The sequence below is a fragment of the Gottschalkiaceae bacterium SANA genome (assembly GCA_036323355.1).
Lineage (GTDB): Bacteria > Bacillota > Clostridia > Tissierellales > GPF-1 > GPF-1.
The window spans coordinates 120982-139427 of record AP028876.1 but is presented as its reverse complement, the minus strand read 5'-3'; the positions used below and the strand labels follow the sequence as shown (position 1 = coordinate 139427).

14 protein-coding genes are annotated in these 18446 nt (G+C 39.9%); 8 read left to right on the top strand and 6 right to left on the bottom strand.

What is annotated here, in order from left to right:
• Positions 1 to 169 precede the first annotated feature (169 nt).
• The 4 genes from AC25CA_RS00680 (at position 170) to AC25CA_RS00665 (ending at position 5460) form a co-directional block, all read left to right on the top strand.
• Positions 170 to 1006: a 3'-5' exonuclease gene (locus AC25CA_RS00680; protein WP_486815113.1), complete on the top strand. Its 837-nt coding sequence runs from the start codon at positions 170 to 172 to the stop codon at positions 1004 to 1006.
• Positions 1007 to 1030: 24 nt separating this feature from the next.
• Positions 1031 to 3367, top strand: a complete 2337-nt coding sequence (locus AC25CA_RS00675) for an NACHT domain-containing protein (RefSeq protein WP_486815112.1) — start codon at positions 1031 to 1033, stop codon at positions 3365 to 3367.
• Positions 3368 to 3631: 264 nt separating this feature from the next.
• Positions 3632 to 4156, top strand: a complete 525-nt coding sequence (locus tag AC25CA_RS00670) for an ImmA/IrrE family metallo-endopeptidase (protein WP_486815111.1) — start codon at positions 3632 to 3634, stop codon at positions 4154 to 4156.
• A 68-nt stretch (positions 4157 to 4224) separates the two neighbouring features.
• Positions 4225 to 5460: a site-specific integrase gene (locus tag AC25CA_RS00665; protein WP_486815110.1), complete on the top strand. Its 1236-nt coding sequence runs from the start codon at positions 4225 to 4227 to the stop codon at positions 5458 to 5460.
• A 181-nt stretch (positions 5461 to 5641) separates the two neighbouring features.
• Here AC25CA_RS00665 and AC25CA_RS00660 read toward each other — a convergent pair whose 3' ends face one another.
• The 4 genes from AC25CA_RS00660 to AC25CA_RS00645 all read right to left on the bottom strand — a co-directional run bounded on the left by AC25CA_RS00660 (position 5642) and on the right by AC25CA_RS00645 (position 10444).
• Positions 5642 to 6313, bottom strand: a complete 672-nt coding sequence (locus AC25CA_RS00660; protein ID WP_486815109.1) for a hypothetical protein — start codon at positions 6311 to 6313, stop codon at positions 5642 to 5644.
• Positions 6314 to 6395: 82 nt separating this feature from the next.
• Entirely contained in the window at positions 6396 to 8213 is a 1818-nt protein-coding gene (locus tag AC25CA_RS00655) for a sensor histidine kinase (RefSeq protein ID WP_486815108.1), read from the bottom strand.
• 2 nt (positions 8214 to 8215) lie between these two features.
• Complete coding sequence (gene yycF, locus AC25CA_RS00650) at positions 8216 to 8914, bottom strand: response regulator YycF (RefSeq protein WP_486815107.1); 699 nt, start codon at positions 8912 to 8914, stop codon at positions 8216 to 8218.
• Positions 8915 to 8980: 66 nt separating this feature from the next.
• On the bottom strand, positions 8981 to 10444 hold the full coding sequence (locus AC25CA_RS00645) for a peptidoglycan DD-metalloendopeptidase family protein (protein WP_486815106.1): 1464 nt from the start codon (positions 10442 to 10444) through the stop codon (positions 8981 to 8983).
• 135 nt (positions 10445 to 10579) lie between these two features.
• On the opposite strand from AC25CA_RS00645, the gene AC25CA_RS00640 reads away from it, so the two are divergent.
• The 3 genes from AC25CA_RS00640 to AC25CA_RS00630 are packed head-to-tail and all read left to right on the top strand — an operon-like array spanning position 10580 to position 13283.
• Entirely contained in the window at positions 10580 to 11641 is a 1062-nt protein-coding gene (locus tag AC25CA_RS00640) for a DnaD domain-containing protein (RefSeq protein WP_486815105.1), read from the top strand.
• Positions 11641 to 12612: an ATP-binding protein gene (locus tag AC25CA_RS00635; RefSeq protein WP_486815104.1), complete on the top strand. Its 972-nt coding sequence runs from the start codon at positions 11641 to 11643 to the stop codon at positions 12610 to 12612. Before AC25CA_RS00640 ends, AC25CA_RS00635 begins: the two co-directional genes overlap by 1 nt.
• Before the next feature lie 2 nt (positions 12613 to 12614).
• Positions 12615 to 13283 (top strand): uracil-DNA glycosylase, encoded by a 669-nt coding sequence (locus AC25CA_RS00630; RefSeq protein ID WP_486815103.1) that lies wholly within the window; start codon positions 12615 to 12617, stop codon positions 13281 to 13283.
• 42 nt (positions 13284 to 13325) lie between these two features.
• Here AC25CA_RS00630 and AC25CA_RS00625 read toward each other — a convergent pair whose 3' ends face one another.
• Positions 13326 to 14204, bottom strand: coding sequence for an AraC family transcriptional regulator (locus AC25CA_RS00625; protein ID WP_486815102.1), 879 nt, complete (start codon positions 14202 to 14204; stop codon positions 13326 to 13328).
• Positions 14205 to 14566: 362 nt separating this feature from the next.
• Between AC25CA_RS00625 and AC25CA_RS00620 the strand changes: the two genes are divergently transcribed.
• On the top strand, positions 14567 to 17083 hold the full coding sequence (locus AC25CA_RS00620) for an EAL domain-containing protein (RefSeq protein ID WP_486815101.1): 2517 nt from the start codon (positions 14567 to 14569) through the stop codon (positions 17081 to 17083).
• Positions 17084 to 17226: 143 nt separating this feature from the next.
• On the opposite strand, the gene AC25CA_RS00615 is transcribed toward AC25CA_RS00620, so the two are convergent.
• The gene (locus AC25CA_RS00615) at positions 17227 to 18207 is read right to left on the bottom strand and encodes a 2-hydroxyacid dehydrogenase (RefSeq protein WP_486815100.1); all 981 of its coding nucleotides are present in this window, start codon (positions 18205 to 18207) and stop codon (positions 17227 to 17229) included.
• Positions 18208 to 18446: the final 239 nt, after the last annotated feature.

Sequence of the window (18446 nt, the reverse complement as noted above, 5' to 3'; positions counted from 1 at the left end):
AGTTACTCTAAAGTTCTTCCGTCTATCATCTCGAATAAATATGAGAATCAACAAATTTCCGACAGTTAAGAGTAACTTGTCCTAGACAGATTTTATAAGATGGTTGACATGAAAAATGGCTCGTTTAAATATCCATTAGTCAAAGTAAAATATTCCTCGGGAGGAAGCTATGAAGAAAAGTAAAAATAGAATCTGGACCATTGGTATGATATTTGGCGGCCTAGCAATTTTGGCCGGTATAACCTCTTTTTCAGATGGTGTGGGCGAAGCCATGAAAACCATAGTGGTAGGCATCGTTATTCTGATACCAAGCTACATAGTCTCAAAGCGCAGTAAAACTATCCCATCATCTCATTCTAGCTCAGAGCAATATACTGAAACACGAGGATCCACAGAAGTTAAAGTTACCAAGGGCCAAGACGAACGAGGCTCTTTTACCTTCGAAGAATACAAGCCCGCGAAGGAACAGAAAGTAACCGCCCCAAAACTCACATACCGCAAACGTAGAAAACTCATGGATGATTATGTGGTATTCGACCTGGAAACAACCGGCTTCAAACCAACAGATTCCGAGATTATTGAAATCGGGGCAATCAAATATAAAAACAATGAAGAGATAGACCGTTACCATTCATACGTGAAGCCATCTGGCCATATCTCTTCCCGGATCACAAAGATCAACGGTATCGATGACTCAATGGTCAAAGATGCGCCATCGGTCGATACAGCACTCCCGGCATTCCTATCCTTTGCCGGCAAAGAAACCCTGGTTGCACACAATGCCTCATTCGATATGAATTTCGTGCTGCATTATCATGGTGAAGAGATTCCAAATTACGTATTAGATACACTTCGCTTAAGTCGCAAGACCTTCGACCACAGACACAACAAACTTACCGACTGGAAAGAGCGTCTTGGCCTGGATCACTTGGGATCCCACAACTCTATCGATGATTGCCTCGTTTGCAATGAGCTGTATCAACATGTGAAGAAGAATAGTAATTAAATATATCACTAAAAAGGAGTTATAATGAGCGCCAAAAAAAGAAGTATACTCTTAAATAAAATCAAAAGCGAAGTAACTGATTTTCATCCCCTACTTGAAATGCTATTTGAAAAAATGTATTCATCCAGTAAGGTTATTTATAATCACGGGCAACAAGAATTTGGGGCCGACTTCATCATTCATCGTACTGATCCCGAAGATGGCACCGTCACAAATATTGGTGTAGTAGCAAAAAAAACAAAAATCACTTCATCTGCGTTACACGATGTAACTATACAAATTAACACAGCGTTATTGCATTCTCACGACATACTAGAATTGGATGCTAAAATTTCTATAACAGAAATCATAGTTACTACAATCGAAAGCATCTCGAAACACTCACAGCAAGTAATTCAAGAAGCTTATCCAAAAACAACAATAAAGTTCTTTGATGGTAAATCGATCGTTAGATTGATAGATAAGTATTTTCCGAATTACTGGATCGGGAATCATCCCATAGTTGCAAATGAACTTACCAAAACTAACACAGAAATAATTCAAATCGATAAAAGTATGAATCTTGCTATTTGTAAAAGCATCGACTCTGAATTATATATCGATCCTACTATAGAAAAAACTCATATCTTTGATAGTGAAGACACTACAAAAAAAGGTTCTAAAAACAAAAATTATACTCATAAAGCTGAGTTAGTAGATATTGATAAAATAATTGAAACTGAAAAGTTTATTTTAATTGACGGTGAAATGGGTTTTGGAAAATCCAAATTATTACGTAATCTATGTAAAAATTATTCTGCTCAAGAAACCTATTTTCAAAAATCTCTTTTCCCAATTTACTTAAGATATACTGATTTTCTAAAAATCTACAATCTATCTTTTACTTCAGTAATTACAGATAAATTCAGTGATGAAAAAATAGCCGTTCTTCCTTCAAACAATGTGTTTTTATTCCTCATTGATGGGATGGATGAAGGAATGGAAAATTCTTCAGATCAACTTGATCACTTGCACACTATGCTACAGGAACTAGACTCAAAAAATATGAAAGTAATTATTTCTACAAGACCATTTCACCTTCCAAATAAAGATGAAATACTACACAATCATCTTGTATCACTAAGGATTCGACCATTAAAAAAGCAGCAACTACTCGAATTAATTAAAAAGTTGTGTGAAAACATTCAAATTTCAGATCAACTTCTTGATGATTTAAACAATTCAATCCTGATGAAAGATATTTCAAAAAGCCCGATTGTTGGCTTAATACTTGCTGATCTTTTATATCAAATTAATATCCGAGAAATTCCATCTAGCCTAACGGATCTATATACAAAGTACTTAGAAGTTTGCCTAGGGAAATGGGAGGGCGAACAAGTCATTAGCATGCCAGAATATAATGTTATAGATATTGTATTGCAAAGACTCTCTACAGAAATGTTGGATAATCAACGTTCTTCACTTTCATATAGTGAATATGTCTATTATTTCAAAAATCATATTGAAGATCGTTCATATAACTTTACTGGTAAAGAATTAGCAGATAAAACACTCGCTCGTAGTAATTTATTCTATCTTGGGCCTGATAACTTAATATATGTGAAACATCGATCCTTTATTGATTATTATTATGCAAAATCCAAAATTCAATCAGACAATAAAACTCTGCCTGCTGCACCAAAAGCTTTTACAAATTATTGGAAGTCTGTATATTTTTTCTATATTGGGTTGAAAAAAGATTGTTCTGATTTTCTAAATGAGCTAATCGAAATTGATACAAAAAATCAATATGGAGAGCTTTCTAAATGCATTATGTTTTCTGATTTCTTATTAGCTGCTTATGATACTCCCTATAAAGACATTATTAAAATACTTTCTAGTATTTTCATTCAATACTCACATCTTTATCTATCAATACGTAATAAAGAATATTCAAAATCTATATTCTACAATTTGTCAACAATGCAATTACTATGGTTTTTCCAAATACTTGCTAGAGAAAACTATGATTACACCTATTTTAATCAGTTTGTCGAAGATATAATGCTTGAAATTGAAACTTCAGACCAGGATGAACAGATTAAAACATTCAGCTTATTTATGATTTCAAATATCGCCTCCGATTTGTTAAATGATAGACCATACAACTTCCTAATCGAGAATCATAATACATTACCTGATGAACTAAAATTCGCGTTGTATTTTGAAAACAAAGATAAAGATAAAAAAGAGCTCTCAAAAGAATTAAGGGCGACACTTAAAACAATTCGAAGAAAATATACTAATATGTCAGCACACTTAAAACGCCAATTTTTTTCCGATGAAATTGCAAAACTAACTTTTGACGAAGAAATAAAATAGAACACCTTGAATTACAAATGATAAGTATAGTCACACCATTCGACCATTCATAGATTACTCGAAAAGAATAACTGCCATAAATTCAAAGCATTTTCTTAAAAAAGTATATAACCTAAATTTTGACACATGGTATACATGTGTCATTTTTGTGGAATAAAATCTAGAAGTTACCTTTACACTTTACAGTAGATTCCTCCTTTATTCTTGACACGAACGCTTGTTCGATATAATATTCAATTATCAACTTCAACGAGGTGATCTAAAATGATATCCAGTGACACAATATGCACTCTCATCAAAGAGCAGCATATCACAATCATACTCGCCCCCTTGCCGAATAAGATTCATGGTTTCTACTATCTTTCCCCCGACAACCGGTCGAGAATCGCATTGAATCGTGATCTTGCTGAAGGAAGCCCAGAATACCGGAGCATTCTAGCCGAAGAACTTGGCCACCATTTCACATCTGTTGGAGAATCATCTCCACTTACTGCTATGAGCTACCATGATAGAATCCAACGTGACCGGGTAGAAGGAAAAGCCGCTAGATGGGCTTCCGATTTTTTAATCCCGACTGAACAACTCCTCTGCACCATTGAGGACTGTTCGGTCTCATACATGCAAGAGCTCGCCGACGCGTTCCAAGTCACGGTCGAACTCATTCAGCACAAACTATACTACATGTCCTGCACCGCTTTATATTGGTCTCTGAGCGATGGAAGATCACTATGTTTGGCATCTTTGCCATCAATCTATATTTACGACCCCTTTACCTATGGCATTCCTTGATACAACTGAACTATCGATATGAATTTGAAACAATAATGATAAGACAATGAAAGGAGAAACAATAATCAATGGAAGGTCATGTTCGTAAAAGAGGCAGCAAGTGGTATTTTTCCTATGAAGCATCCAATGTAGACGGTAAAAGAAAAAGAATCGAACGCGTTGGCGGCCGCACCAAGAAGGAAGCCGAAGCAGCTCTTAGAAACGCTTTGCTTGAATATGAGAATGCCGGCATGCATTTTCAACCAGCGGAAATCTCAGTCGCAGACTATCTTGACTATTGGTACAAAAACCACGTGTTGATAAATTGCAAACCATATACTCAGGGTTCATATGAAGTCATGATCCGTCGGCACTTCAAACCAGCCCTCGGTATCTATAAGCTGAAGGCCTTAACTCCATCAATCTTGCAAGAGTTTGCAAATGAAAAGTATAGGTCTAATATTGCGAAGAGCACTTTATATAATATCCTAGGTGCGCTCTCCGGAGCCTTGAAGTATGCTGTTCATCCATGTGGGTTCATCAAGGATAATCCCATGCAATATGTGAAAAGGCCAAAGTATGACCACGATGAAGGGCAGCAATCGCACGTCGTTATCAGCACCCAAGACTTCCAGAACATCATTGAGCGGTTTCCCCTTGGGTCTTCATACTTTATCCCAATTATGATTGGCTACTATGCCGGCTGTCGAATTGGCGAGGTAATGTCTCTTACATGGGATGATGTAGATCTCGATAAAGGAACCATTAGCATTTCAAAGAACTTGATTAAACATCAATCTAAATGGTACATCGGTACCACAAAAACCAAAGCCTCAACGAGAACCATAAAGATTGGCAGCAGTCTGCGGGATGCGCTTCGGCAGCACCGGAAACTTCAGCTAGAGCATCGACTTGAATATGGACCACACTACTTAGATCAATACATTATCCCTGAGCCGGATCCGAGTTCCAGGAAGCCCCGAAAGAGAATTCATTTGTTTTCCGCTTCAGAAACTCCCAAAGGAGCCGAATTGCTTAAAATAGTATGCACTCAAGAAAGTGGCAAGATGGTGACCCAGGATATCTTCAAATATGCCGCTAAGGTTATTCACCACTCACTTGAGATTAAGTTTACCTTTCACTCATTGCGGCACACCCATGCTACCATGCTAATTGAAAACGGTGCGAATATCAAAGGCGTGCAGGCACGTCTTGGTCATGCTAATATCCAAACAACTCTCAACGCCTATACGCATGCCACTGAAACAATGGCAAGCCAATCAGTTGAAATTTTCGAATCCGCAGCCAAACAAAACTTGTCGTAAGAACAAAAAAAAGCACTAGGCAGTCTACACGGCCGGGTGCTTTACTATTCGGAATTAAATTTATTTTGCCAACCAGTGATTCTTCCCGTTGGCAAATCGCTGGCAATTCTTGCATTTTCAACACTTCAAATCACTACAATCATTGCAATCACTAGATTCTTTCTCAAGCCTCTCCAGATTCTTAGTACATGGAAAGCGGCCGCTGGATGGGGGCTAATACGGCTGGACTGCTATAAGAAGACTCAGCTTCTTCTAGCTTCTCCAAAAACTCGGTTGCCCGCTCCATACTCGTTACGGTAACAGATAATACGTATTCTTCCGATCGCATCATATTCCCTTCGGTTTGAATCAAAAGGATATAACGCCCAGGCTTCAAGGACAATTCATACAACCAACGGCCCGTCTGACCAATGGTTTCCGAAAACATCTTGCTCGGCAAGTAGGGAAGTTCTATCGTCTCGGCTTTGGTCTCCGTTTCGATTACTTCGTCCAACTCGTTCGTTCCAAGATCTCCAAGCCCTTCATCCGTCAATCTTTGCACCGCTGGTAAAACAGCTGCATGGTATTCAACAACCATGTCTCTGACATCCAATCGGAAACTTCCCATGGCTAAATATTCCGAATCCATCGGATAAATCTTCACCGTGACAATACTTCCTCCAGCTGACTGCAATGAGATGGGAATTTTTCCAGTCGAAGACACATAGTTTCCCTCTGGTGAGAGAATCTCCATATCGAGTGGCTCACTATTCACTTGATTAATTGACCCCTCATCCGCAAAACCTGCGCTTGTGCAACAGACAAACAAGATGAGCGCCATCCAGACAAGGATGAGTACGGGTGTCTTCTTCATAGATATCCCTCCAGAATACACGTTACGTACTTATTATATAGACTCCTCATTACAGGATGGTTACAAATCAATTACGATTGATTTAAACCAGTTCTTGGGCACTGCCCTCACGGAAACAAATTTCCACAACGGTTCCTTCTCCCAATACACTTTGGATGCTTATATTGCCTCCGTGCAACTCAACAATCTGCTTAGCAATTGATAATCCCAATCCAGTTCCACCCATGGCTCGACTTCGCGCCTTGTTGACACGATAAAACCGTTCAAAAATACGATCTAAATCCTCTTGCGGAATGCCAGACCCATTATCACGTACACGAATCCTCAGCTGAGACCCTTCCGAATAAGCATGCACATCAATGGCACCACCATCCTGAGTATACTTGATGGCATTTGAAATTACGTTTAGCACCACCTGTTCCAAAGCATCACGATTCCCCGTCAAACAAGGAAGCTCAGGCTCAACTCTAACCCGCAATTGCTGCTTCTTTCCCTGGGCAGAAATCTTCATTTTCAAATCGACCATTTCCAACAAGTCTTGCAAACAGACTTCTGTCAACTCCCACTTGGTTTCCTGATAATCCATGGAGGACAATTGTAAAAGATCACGAACAATTCTCGTCATGCGATCACATTCATTATCGATTACGCCCAAGAATTTCGTCGACAATTCCTTGTCATCCAAAACTCCATCCATAATGGTTTCCGTATAAGACTTTATGGTCGTAATGGGGGTTTTCAACTCATGAGAAACATTCGCAACAAATTCTCGTCGCATAATTTCCAATTTATTTTGCTCGGTAATATCTTGAAAAACAAGAATCAAACCGCTACGTTCTCCCTTGTCATTTAAGAAAGGAGCGTAATGTGCACGATAGATGTCTTCTGGACTAAATTCCAACATCAACTCGCCTCTTGCATCCTCAGAGGCAATCAGCTGATCCATCTGAATGTCTGGACGCAATTCTTGCAACATCGGCAGCACATTCTGTTCTTCTTCTGTTTCATCGATCACGAATAGTCTTCGCGCAACTGGATTGGCATGGAGCAGTTTACCCATTGGATCAATGGCGATCAAACCGTCTGCCATATTCGTAAACAAGGCTTCCATCTTACTGCTCTCTTCTGACAGTTGTGAAATTGTCTTTTTTAACTCATCCGTCAAGCTATTAAACATCATGGCCAACTGACCCAATTCATCATTGGATTTCACATCTACTTTCTGGTCGAAATCACCCTCTGCCATTTTTGAAGCCTTTTTTGTCACGGCCTGTATGGGCAAAGTGATACTACGAGATAAAATAGAACCCAAAATAACGGTAAGCAGAAGTGCCAGCGCCATCCCTTGAAAGAGAATGCTTCTCGATGAAGAAAGGACCTGATTCATCACTTCTAAATCACTGGTCACATAAATTAGACCCTTGATCTCACCGTTAACAGAAAATAAAGGAACCACCAAATGCGCCACCGTATCCTCTGGCTGATAAGTTCCTCTCTTGATTTTGTTTTCTTTTTCCCCGTTCAGGGCATTAAAAATCAACTCGTTATCAATTACTTCTGTTTCATAGGCAGATTTTCCAAGCAAATTTTGCGCACCCATAGAATTGGACAAGACCCTTGGAGCGGTTCCATCCATACTCAATAAATAAGCCTGATCCGTCTGTGCAATGGGCCAATTCGTAAATGACTCAACCAATTGCGATTCATTCTCCACCCATTCATCCGATCGAAGTGACGGCAACACCTGCACTTGTTCCGCATATTGCAGCATATTATTCAACGTCCATTCTTCCTGCTGCGAACGTAGCCGATCGAGAATAAATACCCCAACCACAGTAACCGCTATAAAAACCAATAAAAAATAAATGATCACGAGTCGCCATCGTATGCTTTTAAACATCCTTAACTCCTCTTAAAATAATATCCGACACCGCGCTTTGTATAAATAAATTTCGGTTTCGAAGAATCATCTTCCACCTTAACACGAAGTCGACGAACGGTCACATCCACCGTGCGAATATCGCCGTAGTATTCATAACCCCAAACCTCTTCGAGCAATTGTTCCCGAGAGAACACCTGGTCAGGCTTTGCGGCCAAAAATTGCAATAACTCAAATTCACGCAAGGTCAGCTCAATCACTTGACCACGCTTTTTCACTTCATATTTTGTCAAATTAATTTCCAAATCACTAAAGCGAAGTACTTTCTTATCTTCGGGATTCTCTTGGATCTCTTCTACACCCATGCGGCGAAGATTTGCTTTCACCCGCGCTAACAGTTCACGAATGCTAAAGGGCTTTGTAATGTAATCATCTGCGCCTAGCTCGAGACCCAGCACCTTGTCTACTTCTTCTTCCTTGGCTGTTACCATCAAAACAGGCAGCTGTGACCGATCTCGGATTTCCTTGAGTACTTGAAATCCATCCTTCTTTGGAATCATGACATCCAGTAAAACTAGGTCTGGTTTCTCGGAAAACGTCATTTGCAACGCTTCCTCCCCATCATAAGCATTGGCAACCAAATATCCTTCACGCTCTAGGTTGAATTTCAAAATGTCCGCTATCGGCAGTTCATCTTCTACAACTAAAATTTTATAAGCCATTTTATCACTCCTGTTCCTTTCTTCAAAGCCTTTTGAAGAAAAGAACTCCCATTGGGGAGTTCTTTATTAGCGATACGCTGATCCGTCTAAGAAGTTATACGGGTTGTACGCAGTCCCATACTTTCGTACTTCAAAATGCAAATGTGAACCCGTTGAATTTCCGGTGTTACCCACTGCACCAATCGACTTGTCCTTATACACTTTTTCACCTTTTTTTACATAAATTGCACTCATATGCGCGTAGCGGGTTTCAAACCCAGCGCCATGATCAAGATAAACAACATAACCATATCCAGATTTCCATCCGGCAAAGGTTACGGTTCCACCATCCGCCGCTTTAACTGGCGTTCCTTTTGATTTCGGCCAGTCGACCCCTGTGTGGAAATCAGGTCTACCTGTTATCGGATGTACCCGATTTCCAAAACGCGAAGACAAGCTACTTACTTGAACTGGATATTGGAATACCCCTGTCCCTTTTAATTGCGGAATTGCTTTGGTTCCTTGAGCAATCAATTTTGCCCGCGGTTCCTCGAGTACGGTTTCTTGCAACACTTCCACTTCCACCGATTCTCCATTTACCTTCTTAATATTGGCAACAACTTCTTTGGTTCCTTCTCGTCCGCTTCTCACAACACGATACTCATCTTTGTAATAGCTGCCCGATGTTGTATATTCTGTTCCATATTCAATGTCTTCTTCGTAGGTAGCTTTCTCATAAGTGGCGACGGATAGAAAAGGATCTGGAACAATCAAATTCACTTCGTCACCCGCATAAATCAGATTATAATTCAATTCCGGATTTGCAGCTTTTAATTCAGAAACACTCATATCATGGTCATAGGCGATCTTCTCGAACCAATCTCCTCTTTGCACAACATAGGTTTCGTTTCTATTGGTTCCTTTTACAAGGAATTCTTCTACGCTACTTGCATCTTTGATGGTTGCCGGGTCTGTCGCAACGATTTCAAAAGAAACGGTTTCAACCAATCCCACTTCAAAAATTTCTGAACCGTCCTCACTCATTTTTGCGATGTACGGCGCTTGTATCTCCTCAATAATCTGCTCAGCTTCCTCTTCCGACTTTACTGTCGCCAGGGCAATTCCATCCACGATAATCTGTGTGGCTTGTGCAAGGAACTTCACCTTGCTGTTTACCGCTTGTTGAATCGCTACCGGACTCGTTTCTTCTTCATCTTCAAAGTTCGTTGGTTCATATGTAAATTCCCCATCCGGAATCATTGCGATTCCTTCTGACTTTTCTAGGAACATTGTTTTCTCGTCAATAACACTTTGAACATCTACGTCATTTCTAACCTTGGCAATTAAATCACCCTTGTAATACACGTCAAAACCTTGCGTATCGATCAAATGTTGGGCTACGGCTGCTTCTTGATCAGCCTGCACCTTCACTCCAAATCCAACGGCACTGAGAATTAGTACGCCAGAAACAAGAACAATGACTTGGGTTTTTTTTGGTATTCTGTTAAATGCTGTCTTGATTTTCGAATAAAGCTGCCCTTTTGCTTCCATGCGTCCCCCAATACTGGTAATTATTATGAAATCATTTTCATACACTAGTGTTATTATACCAATTCTCACCTCTCAGAGCAACCAAAAAGCATTTTGTGTTATAATGAAAAGACCCAAGAAACAGTGGAGGAAATCATGAGTTACCGCATTGAAGAACCAACAATTGATCTAGGAAACACCTCAATCGAAAATATCTTTATCCAAGAATATATGCCTCAGGGAAACGGAACTGCCGTCAAAGTTTATTTGATGGCTTATTTTTGCGCGAAAGAACCCAAATATCAAGCAAGTTGGGATCATTTCACCATAGCGAAAAATCTAAATCTTCCCTTGGATGAAGTCCTTCGCGCCTGGGATTTTTGGGAACAAAAAGAGATCGTTCGAAAGCATATCTGGGGATCCGACCCAGATGAATATGATATTGAATTCATTAATTTAAAGCAATTGTATTTTGAAAAGCTCATGCCAAATTCGCAAAACAAACGAAAAAAGGCATATTCTAATGATGTTGCTGCCATGATTGCAACGAGAAAAGACGAAACAACCAATCGCATGTTCAATCAAATTTCCAGTTTGACTAGACGCCCCTTGGTTGCGGTGGAAATGTCTAGCGTCCTTAATTGGATCCGAGATTACAATATGGCACCCGACGTTATTGTAGAAGCCTTTCGCCTTGCCTACGAAAAGAAAACCCGTCCAAACATCCGTTACGTGGAAGGGATTATTCGAAATTGGTATGACATGGGGATCACCCATCCAAGCGAACTAGAGTCCCATCTAGAAAAACGAGAAATCGACTTTCATGCGCAAAATGCCATTCGAAAAGCCCTGGGGCTTGCTCGACCTTTAACTCAAAAGGAATTGGCCATGATCAAGGTATGGACAAAGGAATGGGAACTGGCTTTAGAACTGATTGTAAAAGCCTGCGATGAAAACATAAAAATTACCAATCCGAATTTCAACTACACCAATAAAATTCTGGAGCGCTGGAAAGCTGAAGGCTTGACCACCGTAGAAGAGGTTGAAAAAGCTGCGGAGAAACGAACCCCCGCCACGCCTAAATCCTCTTCACAGAAAAAAAATAGTTTCCACAACTTCGAAGGCCGCATGCAAAAATACTCGCCAGAAGAACTGGAAAACAAATATCTGAATCGTCATCGTAATAAAACCTCTGATCAGAAAGGGGGCAACTCATAATGAAAGAACACAATATAAAATCCTTACTTCGAAGCTACGAAGCCAAACGCGATCGTGCCAATTATGAACGGGAGAAGCGAAAGCTGAGAATTCGAAGAGAGCTCCCCGATTATCAAGCCGTGGAAGATCGTGCCAACGAATTGAATCTACAACTGGCAAGACTCGCCCTAGGCAGCGGCAATCCTGCGCGGATTCAGTCGATACGCTTGCAGCTTGAGAATCTGCAACAGCGCAAAGCAATTTTGTTGACAGAAAACAATTATCCTCTAAACTATTTGGACTTACAGTACGAGTGCGAAAGATGCAAAGACACCGGTTATGTGGAAGGAAAACCATGCACCTGTTTACAACAGGCCTTGATCAACCATTCCTATGCCATGTCAAATCTCTCCCACGTCTTGGAGAAGGAAAATTTTTCATCCTTCAATATTTCACTCTTTAGCAATGAATCCTTCGAAGGGTTTAAGGAAACCCCACGACAAAATATGTTTTACAATCTGAGTGTAGCAGAATCTTTTGTCGCAAACTTCGATGAAAGCAATGATGAAAATCTTCTGCTCTATGGGGGAACTGGACAAGGGAAAACTTTTCTCTGCAACGCCATTGCCAAAGCCCTATTGGACCAATCCAAGGTAGTCTTGTATCAAACAGCCTTCTCCATGCTTGATACCATTCGAACCATCAAGTTTTCTCGTGGAGATAAGCAAGCCATTCAAGAAGATTATCGATTGCTTTTTGATTCCGATCTCCTGATTATCGATGACTTAGGCACCGAGGTTGCATCCGCCTTTTCCAATGCGGAAATTTTCAATATCATTAATACACGGCTAATAAAAGGAAACAAAACGATTCTCTCGACCAATCTACCACCCTCTCAATTGGAGACCGTGTATAAGGATCGGATCGTATCCCGTATTTTTTCCGCCTATACGCCGCTAGTCTTTTTTGGACCCGATTTACGATGGGAGTAAAAATGAATCTACAAATAAACAATGACTGGCAAGAATTGCTGAGTCCAGAATTTGAAAAACCTACCTTTCAAAACCTCATGGATTTTCTCGATGCCGAATATGCTAGCCAAACCATTTACCCCCCGGCAGACCATGTGTTCAATGCGCTAAATTGCACCCCTTACAAGGATGTAAAAGCGGTGATTATTGGTCAAGATCCATACCACGGACCCAATCAAGCTCACGGTCTTTGCTTTTCGGTTCAACCAGGCATCAAGATTCCACCTTCCTTGGCCAATATTTACAAGGAACTTAAAAGTGATTTAGGAATACCCATCCCCGAACATGGATATTTGGAGAATTGGGCGAAACAAGGGGTGTTGATGATCAACGCCGTACTAACCGTTCGAGACGGCAATGCCGGCTCCCACGCCAAAATGGGCTGGGAACCCTTTACCGATAAGATTATCGAACACTTAAATGCACGAAAGAAACCCCTTGTCTTTATCCTTTGGGGCGGATACGCCCGAAAAAAAGCGAAGATGATTTCCAACCCCATTCATTTGGTCTTAGAAGCACCGCATCCGAGTCCCTTATCCAGCTATCGCGGCTTTTTCGGTAGCAAACCATTTTCAAAAACCAATGAATTTCTCATTCAAACCGGGCAAAAGCCCATTGAATGGAGCGTATAAAAACAGCCGAGCAAGTTTGCTCGACTGTTTTTTGTTGCCTACTTATTTCACTTTTTTCACCGGCACATAGATATAACAGGTTGAATCCGAATCACCCGGATGAAATTCTTCATTGTACAATTCAAAATCATGAGCATATACAGCTTCATATCCGCTTTCTGGTAACCAGGTCGTATAGATTGCTTGATAAGTTTCCCCCATTTTTTCCACATCTCCACAATGAGGAAAGACCGCATATTCCTGCCTTGGTATCTGCCACACGGTCATCCCTTCGGGTACGCTGTCAACTTCGGTGACTTCCACCCCAGCCAAATACCTAAAGGAATAAGCTTTGTTAAGTAGATCCAAGTCTTTCACGTTTTCTTCCAATGGCTCGCATAGCCCATACCAATTTCCATTTCTCTTAGCATGGGGAATTTCACCAGCCCGCTGACCGACTTCTGCCCAACATGCTTTCAGCTCTTCATTTTCGTTAGTCCCTTCATATAAAACACCCATGACAGTCCAAGCTTTCAGTTCCTTCACTTCTGGTTTCATTTTCTTTCCTCCCTGAATGACAATTTTACTGACATCAATGGGAAGCTGAAGTATCTTTGCCGTTTTATCTTTTCGGTATTTCCCAGGTGAAAGACCAAAGCAACGAGAAAAGGCCCGGGAAAACGATTCCTGTGAAGAAAATTGATAGCGTAAAGCCACGTCAATCATCCGCTCATCTGTTTGGATCAAATAATCAGCCGCTTCCTGCAATCGGCGTTTCCATATATATCGGCTTAAATGCAAACCCGAAACCACATGAAATAGACGAGAAAAATGACATCGGCTGTAGCCGTGAATATCTGTCAAATCCTCCAAATCAAAACTCTCACAAAGATGCTTCTCTATAAATGAAATTGTCTTCGATAGCGCGCGCAAATCACTCATTTCATCCCTCCCACAACTACTTTACCACATTGAAAACCGAGAATTTTGATCGAGTGTGTGCTTTTTTGCTTGCACTTGATTATTTATTCCAAAAATCACTCCAACCACTCTCTTGATCCTCCAAGCCAATACTTTGAAACGCTCGATAGCCACGCTTCGTAAAAACAATAAACTACACCATCCGTTTTGTCTAAACTTTAACATAAAACGACTTGGAGAATTATCAGAATTATAAGAAAACGATTTGTATTTTATTATATTTCTTACTATAATGAAAGGAGAACCATTTTTTGTTATTCCTGTTTTATTTTCTCAGAATCTATATTGAAATACTCTTTTTGCTGATTGCGAGGATGCCTATTATGTATGTATTTATGATGCTTTATTTGCTCTGCAGCGTTACTTTCATATTTCTTGGTGTCTATACCTACTTTTCTGATCAAAAGAAACCCTTAAATCGAAGCTTTTTAGCACTCTGTGTAATACTCTTCTTTTGGGCCTTCTGTCTAGCTATGATGTCCGCAACACAAGACCCTGCAATCGCGACCAAGTTCCGGGTGCTCTCTGTTTTCTCCTGGACATTTTTATATCCAATCTTAGTGTGTTTCGTGCTGATCTTAACAGAGAAACAAAAGTATTTAAAAAAGCCTTGGCCTCTCGTTTGTATTTTTCTTCCAGCGGTAGTCAACTTTTCTCTGTATTATTTTGACCCTGTTAGTGTGAATGATATTGTAAAAATACCCCTTGGATGGGCATTTTTAAATCCAACAGACAAGGGTCTCTTTTGGGACCATTATTTTAATGTGTATTTTGTTACTTATGTAATTGAAGCTTTTATCTTGCTTTTCAAATGGCAAAAAGAAACCCATTTGAAACGACACAAGAAACAAGCAAAAATTATCTTCACAACCATTTTATGCACCAGCCTATTTGGTACTACTATCGACATTCTCTTGCCTTTATTTTCCATAACTCTTTTCCCTCCTCTCACCGTTTTTTTTATTATGTTCGTCATGATCGGCGTCACCTACTCCATGAGCAAATATGGACTTATGACTATAACCAACGAAAAAATTCTTACCGATGTTTTTTCGATCATGAAAGAGGGACTCTTCATCATTGATCACAATGGCAGCATCGTTGGAGTCAACAAAGGCGCTACTGCCATGCTAGAGTACCGAGAACAAGAACTCTTATACCAAAAGTCTCACCAGATTTTGGGAGAATTCATGCAGCTCTCCAAGGATCAATTGAATTATAGCCAAGAATTAGTTTTAAAAGCCAAATCAGGTAAGGCCATTTCCGTTTTTGCTTCCGCATCCACCTTATTTGACAATTGTGAGCAACGCTTAGGAACCGTCATTATTTTTCAAAATTTGACTGCTCTTAAAAATATCCAAGTTCAACTAGAAGAAGCCTATGAAAATCTTGAAATAAAGGTGGAACACCGCACGAATGAATTGGTCGATGCAAATCGAAAATTGGGAAATGAAATTCAAAAAAGAATTGAAAAAGAAGGGCAAATCCAACATATAGCCTATCATGACCAATTAACAAATTTACCAAATCGACGATATTTTCGAACACGACTACAAGAAACTTTAGAATCTGCAAAAATTTCTCAAAGTAGCTTTGCCGTTCTTTTTCTAGATCTTGATGGATTCAAATTTGTCAATGACTCCCTTGGTCACCTCCAAGGAGATGTTCTCTTATGCAAGGTAGCGGAACGCTTGACAACCACCCTCCGCAGCAGTGATACACTTTCACGTGTCGGTGGCGATGAATTCTTACTCCTATTAGAAAACATGAGATCTAAGAACGACATCTCCAGTGTCTGCGAGAAGATCCTTCAATCATTCAACGCTCCATTCATCTTATCCCAAAATTCCCTTTATGCATCCACAAGCATTGGTATCGCTGTCTTCCCTAACGATGGTGACTCTTCAAGCACCTTAATCAAGCACGCTGACATTGCCATGTATCATGCCAAGGGTTCTGGTAAAGGGAAATATGCTTTTTTCGATGAAGCCATGAGTAAAAATCTAGATCGCGCCCTTCAGCTCAGCAGTGACTTGCATACCGCTTTATCTGATAAGCAATTAGAAATGTATTACCAACCACAAGTAGATAGCATAAACGAGCAGATTATTGGTGTTGAAGCTTTAATCCGTTGGAATCATCCCAAGTACGGCTTAATTAATCCAGAATTTTTTATACCCCTTGCCGAAAAAAACGGATTAATTGTAGAGATCGGAAAATGGGCATTGGAACAAGCCATCATTGATTATCAGTCATGGCAATCTCCAACGCTCCATATCCTAGCGGTCAACTTATCTGTCAATCAGCTTCTAGATCAATCACTGCCTCTAACCATTAAAAGGCTCCTCGACACTTATAAGCTCCCTGCTCAATATTTAGAGCTTGAAATTACAGAAAGCATTCTGCCCTACGATATCGATCAAATTATTAAAATGCTACATGCTCTAAAAAAACATAATATCCGAATTGCAATCGATGATTTTGGAACCGACTATTCCTCCCTCAGCTATTTGAAACAACTTCCGATTGATCGAATTAAGATTGCAAAGAGCTTTATCGATGGAATTGGAAAGTCACAGCAAGATGAATCGATTATCTCGGCAATCATTTTGTTAAGCCAAGAACTTAATTTAGATTCCATCGCTGAAGGTGTTGAAAGCCAGCAACAACTTGATTATCTAAAAAAACATCATTGCCCTGCGATTCAAGGTTTCTATTTCTATAAACCTATGAAGAAGGCAAAACTAAAAGATCATTTAACTCAACTATCTCTACATGGAAAAGAATCGATTTCTAGCGATGAAAACCTGCCAGCACTTGAATCTTTGAAAATCAATTAATCAAGAGCCTCAATCTATAAGCCATTTAAAAAGTGCTCTCCTAATTACTGGAGAGCACTTTTTAAAACTTTCACGGTCTTTCAATTTACACCGATCATCAACCTTCTTTACATTTGCTATTCTACTTATACAGTCTCGAACGGTTATACCGCATGGCTTAAAAATTTCTTTTCCTTAAATTCCTGCCAATTTTTAATCGTTGTATCCCGTATATTATCAAGAGCTTCCTGGGTAAAAAATCCCTGATGAGAAGTAATAAGTACATTGTGGAAGGTCAAAAGTCTAGCCAACAAGTCATCCTGCAAGAGGTCATTTGATCGATCTTCAAAAAAGACATCACCTTCTTCTTCATAGACATCTAAGCCTGCATAACCAACTTGTTCTGACTTCAATCCGTTGATCAAATCCTGAGTATGAACCAAACCACCCCTGCCTGTATTAATAATCATGACGCCCTTCTTCATTAAGGAAATGGACTCCTTGTTAATCAAATACTTGGTCTCCTTTGTCAAAGGGCAATGAAGAGACACAATATCAGACTCCTTATATAGAGTATTCAAGTCCGTATTGATAAAGCCATATTCCTTAGCCGCCTCTTTATCGGGATCCGGTGTATAAATCAATACCCGCATGCCAAAGCCCCCAAGAATCCGGGTAACGATCTTTGCGATCTTACCTCCTCCTATTAGCCCTGCCGTTTTCCCATGCATATCAAATCCCAAGAGTCCCTTCAGACTAAAATTTCCCTGCAGGGTTCGAATATACGATTTGTGAGTCATACGGTTCAAGGTCATCATTAATGCCACCGTATGCTCTGCCACCGCATAGGGCGAATAGGCTGGTACACGAACAACCGGCAATTCCAACTCTTTGGCTGCCTCCAAATCAATATGATTAAATCCAGCGCTCCGGGTCGAAATCAATCGAACCCCACCAGCCTTTAGACTTTCTAATACCTCTCGATCCACTTGATCATTAACAAACACACAGACTGCATCATATCCATTTGCCATAGTAGCCGATTCCCGATTTAGCTTATTTTCAAAATATGTGATTTTAAAATCCTTTACATCTTTAAAAGATGCACGATCATATTCTTTTGTATCAAAAAATGCAATTCGCATATTATCACCTCCGTGATCTATTCTTTCCCCCCGGCTTCATCCTCTAAACACCCGATTACAATTTCTCAACATCACTGAATCCTTCATTTTTTTGATTTAATCACAATATGTAGTGTTGTTTTTATTTTTTACGACAGATGTTAAATCTTATACATATTTTCATTTCTAAATATTCATTTTTTCCCATGTTTTTTACCGCTTTCTATGTTATTCTACGGATAGGGAAACCTTTTCATAAT

What these genes read in the sequence shown, in the direction of transcription:
- AC25CA_RS00645 (WP_486815106.1), bottom strand. Translation starts at nt 10,444, where the DNA reads ATGGAAGCAAAAGGGCAGCTTTATTCGAAAATCAAGACAGCATTTAAC.
- yycF (WP_486815107.1), bottom strand. Translation starts at nt 8,914, where the DNA reads ATGGCTTATAAAATTTTAGTTGTAGAAGATGAACTGCCGATAGCGGAC.
- AC25CA_RS00675 (WP_486815112.1), top strand. Translation starts at nt 1,031, where the DNA reads ATGAGCGCCAAAAAAAGAAGTATACTCTTAAATAAAATCAAAAGCGAA.
- AC25CA_RS00670 (WP_486815111.1), top strand. Translation starts at nt 3,632, where the DNA reads ATGATATCCAGTGACACAATATGCACTCTCATCAAAGAGCAGCATATC.
- AC25CA_RS00635 (WP_486815104.1), top strand. Translation starts at nt 11,641, where the DNA reads ATGAAAGAACACAATATAAAATCCTTACTTCGAAGCTACGAAGCCAAA.
- AC25CA_RS00680 (WP_486815113.1), top strand. Translation starts at nt 170, where the DNA reads ATGAAGAAAAGTAAAAATAGAATCTGGACCATTGGTATGATATTTGGC.
- AC25CA_RS00665 (WP_486815110.1), top strand. Translation starts at nt 4,225, where the DNA reads ATGGAAGGTCATGTTCGTAAAAGAGGCAGCAAGTGGTATTTTTCCTAT.
- AC25CA_RS00640 (WP_486815105.1), top strand. Translation starts at nt 10,580, where the DNA reads ATGAGTTACCGCATTGAAGAACCAACAATTGATCTAGGAAACACCTCA.
- AC25CA_RS00615 (WP_486815100.1), bottom strand. Translation starts at nt 18,207, where the DNA reads ATGCGAATTGCATTTTTTGATACAAAAGAATATGATCGTGCATCTTTT.
- AC25CA_RS00630 (WP_486815103.1), top strand. Translation starts at nt 12,615, where the DNA reads ATGAATCTACAAATAAACAATGACTGGCAAGAATTGCTGAGTCCAGAA.
- AC25CA_RS00625 (WP_486815102.1), bottom strand. Translation starts at nt 14,204, where the DNA reads ATGAGTGATTTGCGCGCGCTATCGAAGACAATTTCATTTATAGAGAAG.
- AC25CA_RS00655 (WP_486815108.1), bottom strand. Translation starts at nt 8,213, where the DNA reads ATGTTTAAAAGCATACGATGGCGACTCGTGATCATTTATTTTTTATTG.
- AC25CA_RS00660 (WP_486815109.1), bottom strand. Translation starts at nt 6,313, where the DNA reads ATGAAGAAGACACCCGTACTCATCCTTGTCTGGATGGCGCTCATCTTG.
- AC25CA_RS00620 (WP_486815101.1), top strand. Translation starts at nt 14,567, where the DNA reads ATGTATGTATTTATGATGCTTTATTTGCTCTGCAGCGTTACTTTCATA.